Origin of the sequence: Streptomyces sp. HNM0574 (assembly GCF_012726235.1) — a bacterium.
Lineage (GTDB): Bacteria > Actinomycetota > Actinomycetes > Streptomycetales > Streptomycetaceae > Streptomyces.
The window spans coordinates 42,977-61,028 of sequence record NZ_JAASAH010000004.1 but is presented as its reverse complement, the minus strand read 5'-3'; the positions used below and the strand labels follow the sequence as shown (position 1 = coordinate 61,028).

The following is an 18,052-nucleotide window of genomic DNA, read 5'->3' as shown; positions in this document are numbered from 1 at the left end:
CGCGTCCCCGAGGTCGTTCTCGGCGCCGGATTCGGCCAGTTGAACAGCGATGTGCACGATGGGTAACCCTCCCCGTAGTGATCGGTCGGCCTCCCATGATGCCTGGTCGCCGTCCCGGCGCGTGCGGAGGGATTCCGGCGGCGGCCCCCAACTCCCCGCCGTACGGGCCGCACTGGCGCGGGACGCGCCCAACGTGCCCGCGCCGGGCGGGAGATGAGGCGTCAGCCCGCCAGGCCCGCCTCCATCATCCGCTGCGCGATCGGCGCCGCCAGCCCGTTGCCGCTGACCTCGGCGCGCTCCGCGTCCGAGTCCTCGACGACGACCGCGACGGCGACCTTCTTGCCCGCGCTGTTCTCCGCGTACGAGGTGAACCACGCGTACGGCTTGCCGCTGTTGTCCACGCCGTGCTGGGCCGTACCGGTCTTGCCGCCGACCTTCATGCCGGGGATCTGCGCGTTGGTGCCGGTGCCCGTCTCGACGACGGTCTGCATCGCGGACTTCAGCTGCGTGGCCGTGTCCTCGCTCATCACGCGGTGCCTGCCCGGGTCCCCGGTCTCCTCCACGGCGTCGCCGTTGCCGTCCTGGACCTCGGAGACCATGTGCGGGTCGACGAGTTCGCCGCCCTCCGCGATCGCCTGCGAGACCATCGCGATCTGCAGCGGCGTCGCCGTCACCTCGAACTGGCCGACGCCGGACAGACCCGTCTGCGCCTCGTCCATCTCCTTCGGGAACAGGCTGGTGGCGGCGCGGACCGGGACGTCCTGCTCCTTGTCGTTGAAGCCGAACTTCTCCGCCTGCGCGCGCACCTTGTCCTTGCCCAGGTCGGTGGCCATCTTCGCGAAGACGTTGTTGCAGGAGTAGCGCAGGCCGGTGCGGATCGAGGCGTCCTCGCAGGGCGCGGCCTTGTTCTCGTTCTCCAGCTTGGTGGCGGTGCCCTTGAGCGTGTACGGGTTCGGGCTGTCGGTGCGCTCGTCGACGGACGAGTACAGCCCGTCCTCCAGCGCGGCGGCGGCCACGACGAGCTTGAAGGTGGAACCCGGCGGGACGGGCTGACGCAGCGCGCGGTTGATCATCGGCTGGTCCTCGTCCTCGTTCAGCTCCTTCCACGCCTTCTGGTCCTTCTCGCCGCTCCCCGCGATGCGGGCGGGGTCGTAGGACGGGGTGCTGACCGCGCCGAGGATCGCGCCGCTGTCCGGGTCGATGGCGACGGCGGCGCCCTTCTTGTCGCCGAGCGCCTCGTAGCCCGCCTTCTGCACCTTCGGGTCGATCGTCGTCACGACGTTGCCCGGCTTGGTGTGCTCGCCGGTGAGCAGGTCCAGCGGGTTCTTCAGCCGGTCGTCCGAGCCGTTGAGGACGTCCTGGTAGATGCCCTCCAGCTGGGTCGTCCCGCGGTGCGAGCCGTACCCGGTGACGGCTGAGTACAGCTCGCCGTCGGTGTACGTCCGCTTGTACGTGAAGTCGCCGCTGTCCACCCGCTGCGAACCCGTGACCGGCTTCCCGCCGACGATGATGTCGCCGAACGGGTAGCCGTACTGCTCGATCGTGTTGCGCCTGTTGTCGTCGTCCTCGGCGAGTGCCGTGCCCTGGGACACCTGTATCCAGGTGATGCGCAGCAGCAGCGCGAACACGAAGAGCAGAATGACGACGGAAGAGCGCCTGATTGTCCTGTTCATCCCCCGGAGAAACGCCGAAAGCGGGGGTTCGGGTTCCGTTCAGCGTCCATTCTCAGTGAACTCTCATCCGTCACTTCCGCACCGTGAACACCCCGTCACCGCAGGTCACTTCGGGTCCGGCGGCCGGTCGATGTCACATCCGCGGGGCCGCGCCCCGTCACAGGGGCAGCAGGCACCACAGCGACACGACACAGCGACACGACACAGCGACACGACACAAGGGGATCACGATGGCCCGCATCGCACTCGACCCGCCCCGCACCCTCGTCTACCGGCTCGTGGAGTGGTACTCCCGGCGGACCTACGGCCGCGTCCTCGACCCCATCCGCGCGATGGGGCACCACCCGGGGGTGCTGAAGGACGGCGGACGCTTCGAACAGCGCGTCGGCAAGTGGAAGGAGCTCGACCCCGGCCTCAAGCACCTCGCGGAGATGGTCTCCGCCGTCCGCATCGGCTGCTCCTGGTGCGTCGACTTCGGTCACTGGCTGGCCGACGAGGACGGGCTGCCCATGGAGAAGATCCAGTACGTGCCCGAGTGGCGCGAGCACCGGGAACTCTTCGACGACCTCGAACTGCGGGTCATGGAGTACGCCGAGGCCATGACCGAGACCGAGCCCACCGTCACCGACGCCATGACAGAGGAGCTCCTCCGGCGGCTCGGCAGGCCCGCGTTCATCGAGCTCACCGCCATGGTCGCGGTCGAGAACTACCGTTCCCGCATCAACGCCGCACTGGGCCTGACCGGCCAGGGCTTCTCCGACCGGTGCGCCGTCCCGCTGCGCACCGCCTCGGCCGGGGACGGCCACGCCACCTGACGTCCGGCTCGCGGCTCAGAGGCGCCGCGTCGCGGCGGCCAGCCGCTCGCGCGCGTCGAACAGCGACCGCTTGATCAGCTGCTCGTGCGCGGGCGTCAGCCGGGCCGCGGGGACGGAGCAGCTGATCGCGTCCCGCGCGGGGGAGCGGTACGGCAGGGCGACGCCGAAGCAGCGCAGGCCGACGGTGTTCTCCTCGGTGTCGAGCGCGTACCCCTGCTCGCGCACCAGGCGGAGCTCCTCGATCAGCCGCTCGCGGTCCGTGGTGGTGCTCTCCGTCAGCCGGTCCAGCGTCCCGGGCAGCAGCTGCCGCACCTGCTCGTCGGTGTGCGTCGCGAGGAGCGCCTTGCCCAGGGAGGTGGAGTGCGCGGGCAGCCGCCGTCCGACGTTCGCGGAGGGGCGCAGGTAGTGCCGCGACTGGCGGGTGGCCATGTAGACCACGCTCGTCCCGTCCAGCCGCGCGAGGTGGATGGTCTCGCCGGTCTCCTCGGAGAGCCGGTCGAGGGTGGGGCGGGCCGCGGTGACGACCTCGTCGCCGTCGATGTACGAGGTGCCCACCAGCAGGGCGCGGACGCCGATGCCGTACCGCGTGCCCGTCGCGTCGACCTCGACCCAGTCGAGGTCGACGAGGGTGCGCAGCAGCATGTAGAGGCTCGACTTGGGGTAGCCGACGGCCTCCTGCACGTCCGTGAGGGTGTGCATGCCGGGGCGTCCGGCGAAGAACTCCAGCAACTCCACTGTGCGCACCGCGGACTTGACCTGCGCGCCGCCCGCTTCACCGGTGGACATCGGTGTGCCCCCTCTGCTCCGATCTGTTCCGGCCCGGGCCCCGGTCCGGACCCGCCGGTTCGCTGACTTAAAACGGTGTTCAGCTTAGCGAACGGGCCGGAGGCGGCGGACGGTTGTGCCGTGCACGCGTCTTGACTTCCCGTCGGCGGTGCGGCGAGATTACCGACCAGTTGGTCGGAGCAGTTGGCAATCGGCATACGGCACAAGGCAGTTGGCCCGAGCACCGTTCACCTCACGAGAGGCGCTGATGTCCCGCAGACCGTGGCTCGTCGCTCTGAGTACCGCAGCACTCCTCCTGCCCCTCGGCCTGACGGCCCCGGCGCACGCGGAGACACCCGGATTCACCACCGCACCGCTTGAGTTCACCGTCGACCTCGGCCCCGGCGCCACCGCACGGAACGCCGCGGACGCACCCCGGCGGTGCACCGTCGACGCCACCCTCTACCGCCCCGACGGGGCCGACGCCCGGCACCGCGTCCCCGCCCTGATCACCACCAACGGCTTCGGCGGCGCCAAGGACGACCCGGCCACCGCCGGTCTCGCCGAGCGCTTCGCCGAACGCGGGTACGCCGTACTCGCCTACTCCGGGCTCGGGTTCGGCAAGTCCGGCTGCCGCATCACGCTCGACGACCCCAGGACCGACGGCCGCGCCGCCTCCGCGCTGGTGGACTTCCTCGGCGGCGGCCGCGCCGCCGACGACGGCACCCGCGCCGGATTCGTCACCCGGGACGGCCGCCACGACCCCCGCGTCGGCATGATCGGCGGCTCCTACGGCGGCGCCGTGCAACTGGCCACCGCCTCCGTCGACGACCGCGTCGACGCGCTCGTCCCGATGGTCACCTGGAACGACCTCACCTACTCGCTCGTGCCCAACAACACGGCGCGGCGCACCGGCGTCACCCCGAAGCTGCCCGGCGCGTACAAGACCCAGTGGACCAACGGCTTCTACTTCCTCGGCCAGATCCAGGGGCTGAAGGAACTCGCCACCGACCCGGACCGGGCGAGCCTCGGCTGCGTCAACTTCCCCGAGGAGATGTGCCGTACGAAGCGGATGCTGGACAGCGGCCGCTTCCCGGCGGGCCGGACGCAGGAGGCCATGCGGATGATCCGGGACGCCTCCCCGGTGTCCTACCTGCACCGCGTCAAGGCGCCGACGCTGCTGGTCCAGGGCCAGAACGACACCCTGTTCAACCTCAACGAGGCCACCGCCACCTACGAGACGCTGCGCGCGCAGGGCACCGAGACCCGCATGATCTGGCAGGAACCGGGCCACAGCGGCGCCACCTCGGGGGAGCCCGCGCTGCACGAGGGCGGCCTGGAGTCCACCTACGTCGGCAAGCGGATCACCGCCTGGTTCGACCACCACCTGCGCGACGACGCCTCCGCCGACACCGGCCCCGCCTTCGCCTGGTACCGCGACTGGGCGGCCGAGGACGGCCCGGAACGCGCCTACGCCACCTCGGCGCGCTTCCCCGCCGGACGGCAGCAGCGGCTGTACCTCTCCGGCGACGGCACCCTCGTCACCTCGCGGGACGCGGTGCGCCGCGGCAGCGCCACGTACCGCAACTGGCCGCTGCTGCCCAGCAGTTACTCGGAGAACTCGCTGCTCGCACTCGCCGGCGGGCAACTCCCGCCGCCCCGGGACGCCGAGGGCACCCACCTGTCCTGGCGCACCGCGCCGCTGACCGCCCCGATGGACGTGGTCGGCGCCCCGGAGGCGCGGCTGCGGGTGATCTCCCCCGAGGCCGAACGCACCCAGCAGACCGGCGAGGACGGCACCGTGCCCGACGTCACGGGCAACCTCGTCCTGTTCGCGAAGGTGTACGACCTGGCGCCGGACGGCAGCAGGACGCTGGTGAAACGGCTCGTGGCCCCGGCCCGGGTCGAGGACGTCACCCGCCCGTTCACGGTCACCCTGCCCGCGCTCGCGCACCGCTACGAGGCGGGCCACCGGCTGGAGTTCGTGATCGCGGCGGGGGACAGCGCCCACTACGGCAACCGCGGCGTCAAGCCCGTCACCGTCGCCGCCGGGCCCGGGGACACCGGCACCCTGGACCTGCCGGTGACGGGCGGCGGCGTGCCGTCCGGTGCGGCGGCGGGCCGCTGAGCGCATGAAGAGGGGCGAGGCCGTGCCTGGCCCCGCCCCTCTTCCCTGGAACTACCGGGGCGTCAACGGCCCCGCGCTCCAGGTCACTTCACGGGCGTGAAGTCCCGGGCCCCGATGAACTCGGGGCGCCGGACGGGTGCCGCGAACGGCTCCTGCGCCCGGTTCTCCACGCTGTTGAAGACGATGAAGACATTGCTCCGCGGGTACGGAGTGATGTTGTCACCGCTTCCGTGCATGCAGTTGCAGTCGAACCAGGTCGCCGACCCGGCCTCGCCGGTGAAGAGCCGGATGCCGTGGGCATCGGCGAACTTCGTCAGCGACTCGTCGGACGGCGTGCCCGCGTCCTGCATCTGCAGCGACTTCTTGTAGTTGTCCTTCGGCGTCTCGCCCGAGCAGCCGAGGAACGTCTGGTGCGACCCGGGCATGATCATCAGGCCGCCGTTGGTGTCGTGGTTCCGCGTGAGAGCGATCGAGACCGACACCGTCCGCATCTTCGGGAGGCCGTCCTCCGCGTGCCAGGTCTCGAAGTCGGAGTGCCAGTAGAACCCCGTCGCGCCGAAGCCCGGCTTGACGTTGATCCGGGACTGGTGGACGTAGACGTCCGAGCCCAGGATCTGCCGGGCACGGCCCACCACGCGCGGGTCCCGCACGAGCGATGCGAAGACCTCGCTGATCTTGTGCACCTCGAACACGGTCCGGATGTCCTGCGACTTGGGCTCGACGATCGAGCGCTCGTCGGCACGGATCCCCGGATCCGAGGTGAGCCGTTCCAGTTCCCGGCGGTACGTCTCGACCTCATCGGGGGTGATGAGCTGATCGATCGCCAGGAACCCGTCCCGCTCGTAGCCCGCCAGGTCCGGAGCCGAAATCGGCCCCGGCGCACCCGGGTCGGACCACACCACGGGGTCCATCCGCGGAGTGGCCACTTCGGTGGTTCCGCGAGTCGGGTACAGGTCGGCGGTGCGCTCGGGTGCGGTGGTCATGGTGTTGCCTTCCTCTCCTCTCGTACGGCCCTGTCAGGGGGGCGAACGGCCGGGCCCGGCCGGAGGGATGGCCGGCCGGGCGACGGCTCAGCCGGCGTCCGGCTCGGTGAGCAGCGGGTAGACACCGTTCTCGTCGTGGTCCTCACGGCCGGTCACCGGCGGGTTGAAGACGCACACGCAGCGGAAGTCGGTCTTGGGGCGCATGGTGTGCTTCTCGTGCCCGTTGAGCAGGTACATGGTGCCGGGCGTGATCCAGTGCTTCTCACCGGTCTCGTCGTTGGTGAGCTCGGCCTCGCCCTCGACGCAGAGCACGGCCTCGATGTGGTTGGCGTACCACATCGACGTCTCGGTGCCCGCGTAGAGAGTGGTCTCGTGCAGGGAGAAGCCGACGCGCTCCTTCGCCAGCACGATGCGCTTGCTCTCCCAGGTCCCCGAAGCGGCCTTCACGTGCCGGTCGGTGCCCTCGATGTCCTTGAACGAACGAACAATCACAGTGCAGTTGTACCTTTCTCTCTCATTACGGGGGCGGCCCGCCCCGGACGCAACCGGGACGGGCCGATGAACGGGGGAACTAGGCGGTTTCGCGGACCGCGCGCGCGAGCACACGCAGCCCCTCGTCCAGGTCCTCCGGGGTGATGGTCAGGGGCGGGAGCAGCTTGACGACCTCGCTCTGGGCGCCGCAGTCCTCCAGCAGCAGACCCAGTTCGAAGGCCCGCTTGCACACCGCGCCGGCCCGGTCCTTGTCGTGGAACTCCATACCCCAGACCAGCCCGCGTCCACGGTAATCGGCGACGACGTCCTTGCCGTGCTCCTCGGCGATGGCGCGCATGACGGATTCGATCTGCTCGCCGCGGGCCAGCGTCTGCTTCTCCATCTGGCCGTCGGTCCAGTAGGTCTCGATCGCGGCGGTCGCCGTGACGAAGGCCGGGTTGTTGCCGCGGAAGGTGCCGTTGTGCTCGCCCGGCTCCCACACGTCCAGCTCCGGCTTGAACAGCGTGAGCGCCAGCGGCAGTCCGTAACCGCCGATGGACTTGGAGACGGTGATGATGTCCGGCTCGATGCCCGCCTCCTCGAAGGAGAAGAAGGCACCGGTGCGGCCGCAGCCCATCTGGATGTCGTCCACGATGAGCAGCATGTCGTGGCGCCGGCACAGGTCCTGGAGCGCACGCAGCCACTCGGCGCGGGCGACGTTGATGCCGCCCTCGCCCTGCACGGTCTCGACGATCACGGCGGCGGGCTTGTTCAGACCCGAGCCCTGGTCCTCCAGCAGACGCTCGAACCAGACGAAGTCGTCGGTGGCGCCGTTGAGGTAGTCGTCGAACGGCATCGGGGTGCCGTGCACCAGCGGGATGCCCGCACCGGCGCGCTTGAAGGCGTTGCCGGTGACGGCGAGGGAGCCCAGCGACATGCCGTGGAAGGCGTTGGTGAAGGACACGATCGACTCGCGGCCCTTGACCTTGCGGGCCAGCTTCAGCGCGGCCTCGACCGCGTTGGTGCCCGTCGGGCCGGGGAACATGACCTTGTGGTCCATGCCGCGCGGCTTGAGGATGACGTCCCGGAAGGTCTCCAGGAAGGCGCGCTTCGCGGTGGTGCTCATGTCCAGGCCGTGCACCACGCCGTCCCGCTCGAGGTAGTCGAGCAGCGCGCGTTTCAGCACCGGGTTGTTGTGGCCGTAGTTGAGGGTTCCGGCGCCGGCGAAGAAGTCGAGGTACGTGTGGCCGTCCTCGTCGTACATGTACGAGCCCTGCGCGCGGTCGAAGATCGTGGGCCAGCCACGGCAGTAGCTGCGCACCTCCGACTCCACGGTCTCGAAGACGCTCAGGTCCGGCTGGGTGATGGTCACAGCATGCTCCTGGGAGTGAGTTGCGTGGGGGGAAAGTCTGTTGGGTTGCGTACGGGTCGTACGGGGGTGCCGTCGGGGCGGGGCGGGTGCCTCGCGCGGAGCGCGGCGCACGCGCGGCCCGGGCCGTCGCGGGGCGCGGTCCTCAGCGCCCGGGGGCGGCCTGCGCTTCCGTGAGCGCGGCCACGGGGCCTATCCGGTACAGCACTTCGGGCTCGTGCCCGGCCTCGGGGAACACCTCGCCGTCGAACAGCACCTCCTTCTCCGCCGCGGCGTCGTGCCGCTGCGCGTAGGAGGTGAAGAGGCGGTTGGAGGCGACGTTGTCCGGGGTGACGGTCGTCTCGACTCTGTCGACACCGGCTTCCTCGGCCACCCGCGCGGTCAGACCGTCGAGCATCGCCGCCGCGAGACCGCGTCCGCGGGCCGCCGCGTCGACGGCCACCTGCCAGACGAGGAGAGTGCGCGGCTGCTGAGGACGTACATAGCCGGTGATGAATCCGACCGGCTCGCTGTCCGCGCCCCGGGCCACCACCGACGTGGCGGCGAAGTCGCGACACCACAGGAGGTAGCTGTAGGAGGAGTTGAGGTCGAGAGTCCCGGAGTCGCGGGCGATACGCCAGATCGCGGCTCCGTCTTCGATCCGTGGAGTGTCGAGCTTCAGCCCCTCCGGCATTTCCAGGAAATCACTAAGGGCACGTGCATGGTCTGCTTGTGCGGCGGTCATGTGAAATAAATTTACCCAGCAGAATCCGAAAACGCACGGCCGGGTGGGGTTACGCGGGAGGGGGTTCCTGTGTTATCGCGCGAGTGCGCGCACGACGGCCGCGGCCCCGCGGTTCCACAGGGAATGTCCTGATATGAAGGGGCGAAACGACGGTCTTGTGGGGTCGGTCACATTGCGGTAACGACCTCGACTTGCGCTCGGAATCGAGTGGTCGGGGCAACCAAAATTGCGGCGTTTGAAGCCGGGGAGAGCGGGCAGAAGAATACGGGAAGCTGTGCTCCTGAAAGGCCCCGGAACAGATCGTAAACCGGGCCCGCGGGCGGTGTCCCGCTTTCCGGTGAAGCCACCCGGAAGAGCCTCCCCCAAGAGCTTCGCGAAGGGCCGGGACAGGATGCCGTACGGGCACCCTTGATCGCATTCGGCGCACGCACCAGAAGCGCACTTCCGCAACTCGACAAGGCGCCCCGAAGAGCATCGGGTAACACCCGCATATGCATCCGTGGAATGCGCGGGAACTACTCGCCGGAACGCGCCGGGAACGCATCGCGGAACACGTCCGGGAACCCGAACCCGCCGCGGAACGCCGCGGTGCGCCCGTGGCGTGATCCGCGCCCGCGGGCTGCCCGGCGCCGGGGGCCGGCTCGTAGGGTGCGGGCATGAGCGAGCGCGGAAACCTGCACATCAAGGGACGTGTCCTGGCGGGCCCGGACGACGTACGGGACGAACTGTGGGTCGTGGACGGGAAGATCACCTACCGGCGGCCGCCACGCGCCGCCGGTGACCTCACCCGCGTCGACGGCTGGGTGCTGCCCGGACTCGTGGACGCGCACTGTCACGTCGGCCTCGGCGCGCACGGCCCCGTCGACGAGGCCACCACCGAGAAGCAGGCGCTCACCGACCGGGACGCCGGCGCCCTGCTGCTGCGGGACGCGGGCTCGGCCGCCGACACCCGCTGGGTCGACGACCGCGAGGACCTGCCCCGGATCATCCGCGCCGGCCGCCACATCGCCCGCACCAAGCGCTACATCCGCAACTACGCGCACGAGATCGAGCCGGGCGACCTGGCCGCGTACGTACGGCAGGAGGCGCGGCGCGGGGACGGCTGGGTCAAGCTCGTCGGCGACTGGATCGACCGGGGCGAGGGCGACCTCGCGCCCTGCTGGCCCCGGTGGGCGCTGGAGGAGGCCATCGCCACCGCGCACGAGGAGGGGGCGCGGGTCACCGCGCACTGTTTCGCCGAGAGTTCGCTGCGTGACCTGGTGGAGGCGGGCATCGACTGCGTCGAGCACGCCACCGGCCTCACCGAGGACACCATCCCGCTGTTCGCCGAACGGGGCGTGGCGATCGTGCCCACGCTCATCAACATCGCGACCTTCCCCGACCTGGCGGCGGGCGGCGAGGCCAGGTACCCGCGCTGGTCGGCCCACATGAGGGACCTGCACGCGCGCCGGTACGAGACGGTGCGCGCCGCGTACGACGCGGGCATCCCCGTCTTCGCCGGTACGGACGCGGGCGGTTCGCTGGCACACGGCCAGGTCGCCGACGAGGTCGCCGAACTCGTCGCCGCGGGCATCCCCGCACGGGACGCGCTGTCCGCGGCGACCTGGGGGGCGCGGGCCTGGCTGGGCCGGTCCGGCCTGGAGGAGGGGGAACCGGCCGATCTGGTCGTGTACGGGGAGGATCCCCGGGAGGACGTGCGGGTGCTGGGGGCTCCGCGGGTGGTGGTGCTGCGGGGGCGGGTGGTCGGGTAGGGGCTTGGGGGTTGCGTCGCGGGTGCGGGGCTCGTCGGGGCTCGGGTCTTTGCGCAGTTCCCCGCGCCCCTTTTTGCGCCGTTCCCCGCGCCCCTGATCGCGGGCTCGCCCCGCTTGGGAGGACTGCGCCGTAGGCGTAGGGCTGGCAAGCGCAGCGCGGTCACCCCCGCGCGGGGTGCGCAATGCCGTCTCCGGGCCACCCCGTCGCCGTGGCCGTTCGCGCCGTTCCCCGCGCCCCTTAAGGCGCGAACCCCCGGCGCAGGTATTGACCGTGGGCGGAGGCGGGCCCAAAGTGGCTGAGCCACTCGGCCACTTGGCCAGTTGGCCACTCACTGGGCCGGCCCGTCGAAGGAGCCCGCATGGCCGACACGTTCCGCGCACCGGCCGACGATGAGCGCGACCGCATGGGGCGGCGCGCTTTCCTGGGGGCCACCGGCGCGCTCGGCCTCGGCCTGGCCGCCACCCCGGCGAGCGCCGCCGCCACACCGTCCGCGAAGGAGAGCCCCGTGCAGGACATCGTGTCGTGGGACGCCTCCCGGCTGTCCCGGGCGATCGAGCGCCGCGAGGTCGGCTGCGTCGAGGTCATGGAGGCGTACCTCGGGCACATCGAGCGGCTGAACCCGGAGGTCAACGCCCTGGTCGGGATGCGCGACCCGGCGGACTGCCTGCGCGAGGCGCGCGAGCGCGACCGGCAGCTGCGGCGCGGCGAACGCCTCGGCTGGATGCACGGTTTCCCGCACGCCGTGAAGGACCTGGCCGAGGCGGAGGGCCTCCCGTGGACGGAGGGTTCGCCGCTGTACGCCGACCGCCTCGCGACCCGGGACGCACCGTTCGTACGCCGGCTGAAGGACGCCGGAGCGGTGGTCGTCGGGAAGACCAACACCCCCGAGTTCGGGCTCGGTTCGCAGTCCTACAACCCGGTGTGGGGCACGACGGGCAACGCCTACGACCCCTCCCGCACCGCCGGCGGCAGCAGCGGAGGGGCCGCCTCCGCGCTGGCGCTGCGGATGACCCCGGTGGCCGACGGCAGCGACTACATGGGCTCGCTCCGCAACCCGGCCGCCTTCAACAACGTCCTCGGGATGCGCCCGAGTTGGCGCCGCGTGCTCGACCCGGCCTTCGTCTCCCAGCTCGCGGTGACGGGCCCGATGGCCCGTACGACGGAGGACCTCGCCCGGCTGCTGGCCGTCATGACCGGCAGAGACGGAGCCGGGGACCCGACGACGCTCCGGCGCCGCCTCGCAGCGGACTTCCGGGGCACGCGGATCGCCTGGGCCGGCGACTGGGGCGGCCGGCTGGCGACCGAGCCCGGACTGCTGGACGTGTGCCGCGCCTCGCTCGCCGTCTTCGAGGAGCTCGGCTGCGAAGTCACCGAGGCGCTCCCGGACTTCCCCGCCGAGGAGATCTGGCGGACGTTCCTGACCTGGCGCTGGTGGGCCAACCTCGACCTGCACCCGCTCTACGCCGACCCGCGCAGCCGGAAGCGGCTCAAGCCGGAGGCGGTCTGGGAGGTCGAGCACGGCATCCCGCTCACGGCGCTCGACCTCACCCGGGCCGTCGAGGCCCGCGACCGCTACCGCGCGGCACTGACCGAGTTCTTCGGCCGCTTCGACTTCGTCCTCGCGCCCTCGGCGCAGGTGTTCCCCTTCGACAAGGAGACCCACTGGCCGAGGACGGTCGGCGGGCGCGAGATGGACACCTACCACCGGTGGATGGAGACGGTCGCGCCCTGGTCGCTCAGCGGGCAGCCCGTCATCGGCATGCCCGCCGGCTTCGACGCGCGCGGCCTGCCCGCCGGAATCCAGCTCGTCGGCCGGGACGGTGCCGACCGGGAGGTGCTCCAACTGGCCCACGCCTACGAGCAGTCCACCGGCTGGGTCGACCGTGTACGGCCCCGCCTCCTCGGCTGAGGGCCGTCGGCGGGCAGCGGACGGCAGGGCCGGGTAAGGCCCCGCCGTCCGTCAGTCCCGGTCCGGTTCCTCGTCCTCCGGGTTCCACTCCAGCAGCCGGACCTCGGCCACCGTGCGGACGTGACGCCGCATCGCGTCGGCCGCGGCCTCCGCGTCGCCGCGGTCGACGGCGTCCAGGATGCGCGCGTGCTGGCCGAGCGAGCTCCTGGGCCTGCCCGGCTGCCGCAGCGACTCCTGGCGGCTCTCCGCGATCTGCCCGGACAGCGCGCGCATGAACTCCGCGAGCAGCGCGCTGTGTCCGGCCTCGGTGAGCGCCGCGTGGAAGAGCCGGTCGCCCTCGTCGCCGTACCCGCCCGCCGCGATGTCCCGCTCCATGAGCAGCAGCGCGTCCCGCATGGCGGTCAGGTCCGCCTTCGTGCGGCGCTCGGCGGCGAGTTCGGCGAGCTTCGTCTCCAGCGCCTCGCGCGCGTCCAGGACGTCGGGGAGTCGCCGGCGGCGTTCCATCAGCCGCTCGACGGGCTCGACGTCGAGGGTGTCGCGGGTGAGGTACGTGCCGCCGCCGTGCCGGGTCTCGACCAGCCCCTGCACCTCCAGGACCACGACGGCCTGCTTGACGGACGCCCGGCTCACGCCCAGGCGTTGGGCCAGGTCGCGTTCGGCCGGGAGCCGGTCGCCCGCGCCCAGCCCGTGGTCGGCGGCGTAGGTGCGCAGGCGGTCGAGGACCTGCTGGTACAGGCGCGGCCGAGTCATCGGGCGCAGCGCGTCATCGGTCATCCGGACCCCCCTCGTCGGTGCTGCTCAGCCGGTCGGAGCGTAGCACCGGGCGAGGGCGGCCGAGGCCGGGCGCCGAGCGGCTGAGTGGCCAAGTGGCTGAGCCAATTTCCGTCCGATCCGTTGACACCGGCAGGCGCCAACACCGAGCGTGGTCCAGCCACTTGGCCACCGGTCCCGACGCGGGCCGCCGGCGGTGGCAGCAGCCCCTGAGCAAGTGGCCGACCGGCCACCCGAGGCCCGTGACCGCCGGCACCGTGACCCCCGCGTACCGGCCGCGGAACGGTGTGACCGCGCGGTCGCGCCGCGAATCCTGGGACCCACCGGACGGGAGCCCGATGTCTGCCGAACTCATTTCCATCCTGGTGCTCGTGGTGCTCTTCGTGGTCGCCACCACCCGGTCGATCAACATGGGCGCGCTCGCCTTCGCCGCGGCCTTCGGCGTCGGCACCCTGGCCGCCGGAATGGACGCGGAGGAGATCTTCGCGGGCTTCCCCGGCGACCTGTTCGTCGTCCTCGTCGGCGTGACGTACTTCTTCGCCATCGCCCGCGCCAACGGCACCACCGACTGGCTCGTCCACGCGGGCATCCGCCTGGTACGGGGGAAGGTGGCGCTGATCCCCTGGGTGATGTTCGCCGTCACCGGGGTGCTCACCGCCATCGGCGCCGTGAGCCCCGCCGCGGTCGCGATCGTCGCCCCCATCGCGATGGGCTTCGCCGCCCGCTACGGCATCCGCCCGCTGCTGATGGGCGCGATGGTGGTGCACGGGGCGCAGGCGGGCGGCTTCTCGCCGATCAGCATCTACGGGTCCACCGTCAACAGCATCGTGGCCAGGGAGGGCCTGCCCGGCAGCCCGGCCGGACTGTTCCTCGCCAGCCTCGTCGTCAACCTGCTCATCGCCGCCGCCGTGTTCCTCGCCTGCGGCGGCACCCGCCTGCGCGGCACCGGCAGCGTCGACGGCGCCGGCCCGGGCGCCTCAACGGCCGCCACCGGCGGCCCCGTTGACGGCGGCACCCCGGCCCGCACCGCCGTCGCGGCCCCCGTACGGCCCCCCGGCACCGGCCTGGACGCGCGCCGTGCCGCGACCCTGACCGGGCTCCTCGCGCTCGTCCTCGCGGTGCTCGTCCTCGACCTCGACGCGGGACTGACCGCCATCACCCTGGCCGTCCTGCTCGCCGTGTTCTGGCCCGAGGACAGCAAGCGGGCGGTGGAGCACATCACCTGGCCGACGGTGCTGCTGATCTGCGGCATGCTCACCTACGTCGGCGTCCTCCAGGAGATGGGCACCATCGACTGGGCCGGAGAGGGCGTCAGCGGCATCGGCGTCCCGCTGCTGGCGGCCGTGCTGTTCTGCTACATCGGCGCCGTCGTCTCGGCGTTCGCCTCCTCCGTCGGCATCATGGGCGCGCTCATCCCGCTCGCCGTGCCGTTCCTGGAGCAGGGCGAGATCGGCGTCGCGGGCATGGTCGCCGCGCTCGCGGTCTCCGCCACCGTCGTCGACGTGAGCCCCTTCTCGACCAACGGCGCGCTCGTCCTCGCCAGCGCCGAAGAGGCCGACCGGGAACGCTTCTTCCGCCAGCTCATGGTGTACGGCGCCGGCGTCACGGTGCTCGTGCCCGCCGTCGTCTGGCTGGCGCTCGTCGTCCCCTCCTCCTGACGCCCGCCCCGACCTCCGTGAGGAGCCCGCGTGACCACTCTGCTTCCGTCGCTCTCCGCGCCCGACCCCGCCCGGCCCGCCCTCCGTTTCCCCGGCCGCACCCTCACCTACGCCCAACTCGCCGCCCACGCCCGCTCGGTGGCCCGCGAGCTGACCCCGGGACGCCGGGTCGCGGTCTGGGCCACGCCGGGGCCGGAGACCTGCGTCGCCGTTGTGGCCGCGCTGCTCGCCGGGGCACCGGCGGTGCCGCTCAACCCGAAGTCCGGCGTACGCGAACTCGGCCACATCCTCGGCGACAGCGCACCCGCGGCCGTCCTCGCGGCCCCCGCCGAGCCGCTGCCCGACCGCCTCGCCCGGCTCCCGCGCGTCCCCGTCGACCTGGACCCGGAGCCGGCGGCCGGGAGCGCCCAACTCTCGGACAGGGACCGCGAGTTGCCCGGCGAGGCGCCCGCGCTGATCGTCTACACCTCCGGCACCACAGGACCGCCGAAGGGCGTCGTGCTGCCCCGCCGGGCCCTGACCGCCACCCTCGACGCGCTCGCCGACGCCTGGCACTGGACGGCCGACGACGTCCTCGTGCACGGACTGCCGCTGTTCCACGTCCACGGGCTGATCCTCGGCGTACTGGGCCCGCTCCGCCGCGGCGGCACCCTGCGGCACCTGGGCCGGTTCACCACGCGGGGCCTGCGGGAGGCGCTGCGGGACGGGGCCACGCTGATGTTCGGGGTGCCCACGATGTACCACCGCGTCGCCGAGGAGGCCGGGACGGACCCGGAGCTGGCGGCGGCGCTCGCCGGCGCCCGGCTCCTCGTCTCCGGCTCCGCCGCGCTGCCCGTGCACGACCACGAGCGGATCACCGCCGCCACGGGACAGCGGGTCGTGGAGCGCTACGGCATGACCGAGACGCTGATGAACACCAGCGTCCGGGCCGACGGCGCACCCCGCGCCGGCACCGTCGGCCCGCCCCTCGACGGCGTCGCCCTGCGCCTCGTCGACGACACCGGCACCCCGCTGGCGGAGTGGGACGGCGAGACCGTCGGCGAGATCCAGGTGCGCGGCCCGAACCTGTTCACCGGCTACCTCAACCGGCCCGACGCCACCGCCGACGTGTTCTGCGGCGACTGGTTCCGCACCGGGGACATGGCCGTACGGGAGCCGGACGGGTACGTGCGCCTCGTCGGCCGGAGGGCGACCGACCTCATCAAGAGCGGCGGCTACAAGATCGGCGCGGGGGAGATCGAGAACGTCCTGCTCGCACACCCCGGCGTCCGGGAGGCCGCCGTGACGGGGGAGCCCGACGACGACCTCGGCGAGCGGATCGTGGCCTGGGTCGTACCCGGCTCGCGCCCGCTGACGGACACTGAGCTCATGGACCACGTCGCGAAGCAGCTCGCACCGCACAAACGGCCCCGCGTCGTACGGCGGCTGGACGCCCTGCCGCGCAACGACATGGGGAAGATCATGAAGCGGGCCCTCCATGACTGACCCCGGCCCCACGCCGCGCCCGCACTCCGCGCGCGCCGCCGTCCGCCTCGTCGCCGAGGACTTCACCGAACTGCCCCCGCCCGGAGCGCCGTTCACCGGCGAGGACCGTCCCGGCTTCCCCGACGACGACGGGCCGCTCGGCTGGGCCGGCTACGGCGCGGCCCGCGCCCGGGCGCGCGAGCGCACCGGCGAGAGCGAGTCCGTCGTCTGCGGCACGGCCCTCGCCGGAGGCCGGGAGGCGGTGCTGGTCTCCTTCGAGTTCGGCTACCTCGGCGGCTCCCTCGGCGAGCGCACCGGCGACCGCATAGCGGCCGCCTGCGAGTACGCCCGTACCCACCGGCTGCCGCTGGTCTCGCTGATCGCGACCGGCGGCAGTCGGATGCAGGAGGGCATGCGCGCACTCGCCCAACTCCAGCGCGTGGCACGGCAGTCGGCGCTCAACCGGCGCGCCGGCATCCCGCAGGTCGCGGTGCTGCGGGACCCGGTCACCGGCGGCGGCTGGGCCACCCTCGGCTCCGGCGCCGACGTCGTCCTGGCGCTGCCCGGCGCCCAGGTCGGCTTCGCGGGCTCACGCGTACGCCCGGCGGACGCCGATCCGGCCGCGTACACGGCGGAGGCGCAGCAGGCGGCCGGGCACGTCGACCGGGTCGTGCCCGAGGCGGAGCTGTCCGGGGTGCTCGGCCGCTGGCTCACGCTCCTCGCGCCGGACGTCGGACGGGCGCGGCCCGCGCCGCCGCCCCGCGCCCTGACGTCCGCGCCGCCGCCGGACAGCGGACGGGAGGCGGTGGCCCGCGCCCGCGCGGCGGAACGGCCGCGCGCACGGGCCTACTTGGACGCCTACTTCGCCTGGCGCGAGGAGATCAGCGGCGACCGCTGCGGTGGCACCGACCCGGACGGCATACTGTGCGGCTTCGGGCGCCGGGCCGACGGCAGCACCGTCGCCTACGCGGCCCAGTGCGGCGGACCGGTACGGCCGGCCGGCTTCCGGACGGCGGCGCGGCTCATCCGCACCGCGGACCGGCTCGGCATCCCCGTGCTGACCCTCGTCGACACCCCGGGCGCGGCGAACGACGCGGAGGCGGAGCGGGGCGGGGCCGGGGCGGCGATCGGGGACGTCTTCGCCGCCGTCGCCGAGGCGGCCGTCCCCGTCACCTCCCTGCTGATCGGGGAGGGCGGTTCGGGCGGTGCGCTCGCCCTCGCGGCGCCGGACCGCCTCTGGGTCACTCCCGACAGCTACTTCTCCGTCATCGCCCCCGAACTCGCCGCCCCCATCCTCAAACGGCCCCTCACGGAAACGCCCCGCACCGCCGACGAACTCCGCCTCCGGCCCCAGGACACGATCGACCTGGGCCTCGCCCGCGGCTTCGCCCCGTAAGGGGCGCGGGGACGGCGCGCCTTTAGGGGCGCGGGGAACTGCGCGAACGGCCACGGCATATGGGGTGGCCCGGTGACGGCGGTTGAGCACCCCGCGCCGGGGTGAGCGCGCTGCGCTTGCCAGCCCTGCGCCTCGGCGCAGACCTCCCAAGCGGGGCGGGCCCGCGATCAGGGG

Annotated in this window: 14 protein-coding genes; 7 read left to right on the top strand and 7 right to left on the bottom strand. The window is 72.4% G+C overall.

Features of this window, described 5'->3' with window-relative positions:
- Nucleotides 1–221: 221 nt before the first annotated feature.
- On the bottom strand, nucleotides 222–1,673 hold the full coding sequence (locus HCC30_RS09320) for a penicillin-binding transpeptidase domain-containing protein (protein WP_169441946.1): 1,452 nt from the start codon (nucleotides 1,671–1,673) through the stop codon (nucleotides 222–224).
- Between the two features lie 230 nt (nucleotides 1,674–1,903).
- On the opposite strand from HCC30_RS09320, the gene HCC30_RS09315 reads away from it, so the two are divergent.
- The gene (locus HCC30_RS09315; protein WP_169441945.1) at nucleotides 1,904–2,488 is read left to right on the top strand and encodes a carboxymuconolactone decarboxylase family protein; all 585 of its coding nucleotides are present in this window, start codon (nucleotides 1,904–1,906) and stop codon (nucleotides 2,486–2,488) included.
- 15 nt (nucleotides 2,489–2,503) lie between these two features.
- On the opposite strand, the gene HCC30_RS09310 is transcribed toward HCC30_RS09315, so the two are convergent.
- Complete coding sequence (locus tag HCC30_RS09310) at nucleotides 2,504–3,274, bottom strand: IclR family transcriptional regulator (protein WP_169441944.1); 771 nt, start codon at nucleotides 3,272–3,274, stop codon at nucleotides 2,504–2,506.
- 247 nt (nucleotides 3,275–3,521) lie between these two features.
- Here HCC30_RS09310 and HCC30_RS09305 point away from each other — a divergent pair, with 247 nt between their 5' ends.
- Nucleotides 3,522–5,381, top strand: coding sequence for an alpha/beta fold hydrolase (locus HCC30_RS09305; protein WP_169441943.1), 1,860 nt, complete (start codon nucleotides 3,522–3,524; stop codon nucleotides 5,379–5,381).
- An 83-nt stretch (nucleotides 5,382–5,464) separates the two neighbouring features.
- Here the strand turns inward: HCC30_RS09305 and thpD are convergent, their stop codons facing one another.
- The 4 genes from thpD to ectA form a co-directional block, all read right to left on the bottom strand.
- Nucleotides 5,465–6,364: an ectoine hydroxylase gene (gene thpD, locus HCC30_RS09300; RefSeq protein WP_169441942.1), complete on the bottom strand. Its 900-nt coding sequence runs from the start codon at nucleotides 6,362–6,364 to the stop codon at nucleotides 5,465–5,467.
- 87 nt (nucleotides 6,365–6,451) lie between these two features.
- Nucleotides 6,452–6,856, bottom strand: a complete 405-nt coding sequence (locus HCC30_RS09295) for an ectoine synthase (protein ID WP_169441941.1) — start codon at nucleotides 6,854–6,856, stop codon at nucleotides 6,452–6,454.
- Nucleotides 6,857–6,935: 79 nt separating this feature from the next.
- On the bottom strand, nucleotides 6,936–8,207 hold the full coding sequence (ectB, locus tag HCC30_RS09290) for a diaminobutyrate--2-oxoglutarate transaminase (RefSeq protein ID WP_169441940.1): 1,272 nt from the start codon (nucleotides 8,205–8,207) through the stop codon (nucleotides 6,936–6,938).
- A 142-nt stretch (nucleotides 8,208–8,349) separates the two neighbouring features.
- Nucleotides 8,350–8,877, bottom strand: coding sequence for a diaminobutyrate acetyltransferase (gene ectA, locus HCC30_RS09285; RefSeq protein ID WP_169441939.1), 528 nt, complete (start codon nucleotides 8,875–8,877; stop codon nucleotides 8,350–8,352).
- Nucleotides 8,878–9,584: 707 nt separating this feature from the next.
- On the opposite strand from ectA, the gene HCC30_RS09280 reads away from it, so the two are divergent.
- Together HCC30_RS09280 and HCC30_RS09275 are read left to right on the top strand one after the other, a co-directional pair.
- Nucleotides 9,585–10,679: an amidohydrolase family protein gene (locus tag HCC30_RS09280; RefSeq protein ID WP_169441938.1), complete on the top strand. Its 1,095-nt coding sequence runs from the start codon at nucleotides 9,585–9,587 to the stop codon at nucleotides 10,677–10,679.
- A 359-nt stretch (nucleotides 10,680–11,038) separates the two neighbouring features.
- Nucleotides 11,039–12,589, top strand: a complete 1,551-nt coding sequence (locus tag HCC30_RS09275; RefSeq protein WP_206323599.1) for an amidase — start codon at nucleotides 11,039–11,041, stop codon at nucleotides 12,587–12,589.
- Between the two features lie 51 nt (nucleotides 12,590–12,640).
- On the opposite strand, the gene HCC30_RS09270 is transcribed toward HCC30_RS09275, so the two are convergent.
- Complete coding sequence (locus tag HCC30_RS09270; RefSeq protein ID WP_169441937.1) at nucleotides 12,641–13,363, bottom strand: FadR/GntR family transcriptional regulator; 723 nt, start codon at nucleotides 13,361–13,363, stop codon at nucleotides 12,641–12,643.
- Between the two features lie 335 nt (nucleotides 13,364–13,698).
- Between HCC30_RS09270 and HCC30_RS09265 the strand changes: the two genes are divergently transcribed.
- From HCC30_RS09265 to HCC30_RS09255, 3 genes are read left to right on the top strand one after another with little or no spacing between them, the layout of a single operon-like run.
- The gene (locus HCC30_RS09265; RefSeq protein ID WP_169441936.1) at nucleotides 13,699–15,018 is read left to right on the top strand and encodes an SLC13 family permease; all 1,320 of its coding nucleotides are present in this window, start codon (nucleotides 13,699–13,701) and stop codon (nucleotides 15,016–15,018) included.
- Between the two features lie 30 nt (nucleotides 15,019–15,048).
- Nucleotides 15,049–16,503: an acyl-CoA synthetase gene (locus HCC30_RS09260; protein WP_169441935.1), complete on the top strand. Its 1,455-nt coding sequence runs from the start codon at nucleotides 15,049–15,051 to the stop codon at nucleotides 16,501–16,503.
- A complete protein-coding gene (locus HCC30_RS09255; protein WP_169441934.1) occupies nucleotides 16,496–17,878 on the top strand; it encodes a carboxyl transferase domain-containing protein in 1,383 nt (460 codons plus the stop codon). The genes HCC30_RS09260 and HCC30_RS09255 overlap by 8 nt, the downstream gene beginning before the upstream one ends.
- Nucleotides 17,879–18,052 lie beyond the last annotated feature (174 nt).

What these genes read in the sequence shown, in the direction of transcription:
- HCC30_RS09275 (WP_206323599.1), top strand. Translation starts at nt 11,039, where the DNA reads ATGGCCGACACGTTCCGCGCACCGGCCGACGATGAGCGCGACCGCATG.
- HCC30_RS09305 (WP_169441943.1), top strand. Translation starts at nt 3,522, where the DNA reads ATGTCCCGCAGACCGTGGCTCGTCGCTCTGAGTACCGCAGCACTCCTC.
- thpD (WP_169441942.1), bottom strand. Translation starts at nt 6,364, where the DNA reads ATGACCACCGCACCCGAGCGCACCGCCGACCTGTACCCGACTCGCGGA.
- HCC30_RS09255 (WP_169441934.1), top strand. Translation starts at nt 16,496, where the DNA reads ATGACTGACCCCGGCCCCACGCCGCGCCCGCACTCCGCGCGCGCCGCC.
- HCC30_RS09270 (WP_169441937.1), bottom strand. Translation starts at nt 13,363, where the DNA reads ATGACCGATGACGCGCTGCGCCCGATGACTCGGCCGCGCCTGTACCAG.
- HCC30_RS09315 (WP_169441945.1), top strand. Translation starts at nt 1,904, where the DNA reads ATGGCCCGCATCGCACTCGACCCGCCCCGCACCCTCGTCTACCGGCTC.
- HCC30_RS09280 (WP_169441938.1), top strand. Translation starts at nt 9,585, where the DNA reads ATGAGCGAGCGCGGAAACCTGCACATCAAGGGACGTGTCCTGGCGGGC.
- HCC30_RS09320 (WP_169441946.1), bottom strand. Translation starts at nt 1,673, where the DNA reads ATGAACAGGACAATCAGGCGCTCTTCCGTCGTCATTCTGCTCTTCGTG.
- ectA (WP_169441939.1), bottom strand. Translation starts at nt 8,877, where the DNA reads ATGCCGGAGGGGCTGAAGCTCGACACTCCACGGATCGAAGACGGAGCC.
- HCC30_RS09265 (WP_169441936.1), top strand. Translation starts at nt 13,699, where the DNA reads ATGTCTGCCGAACTCATTTCCATCCTGGTGCTCGTGGTGCTCTTCGTG.
- HCC30_RS09310 (WP_169441944.1), bottom strand. Translation starts at nt 3,274, where the DNA reads ATGTCCACCGGTGAAGCGGGCGGCGCGCAGGTCAAGTCCGCGGTGCGC.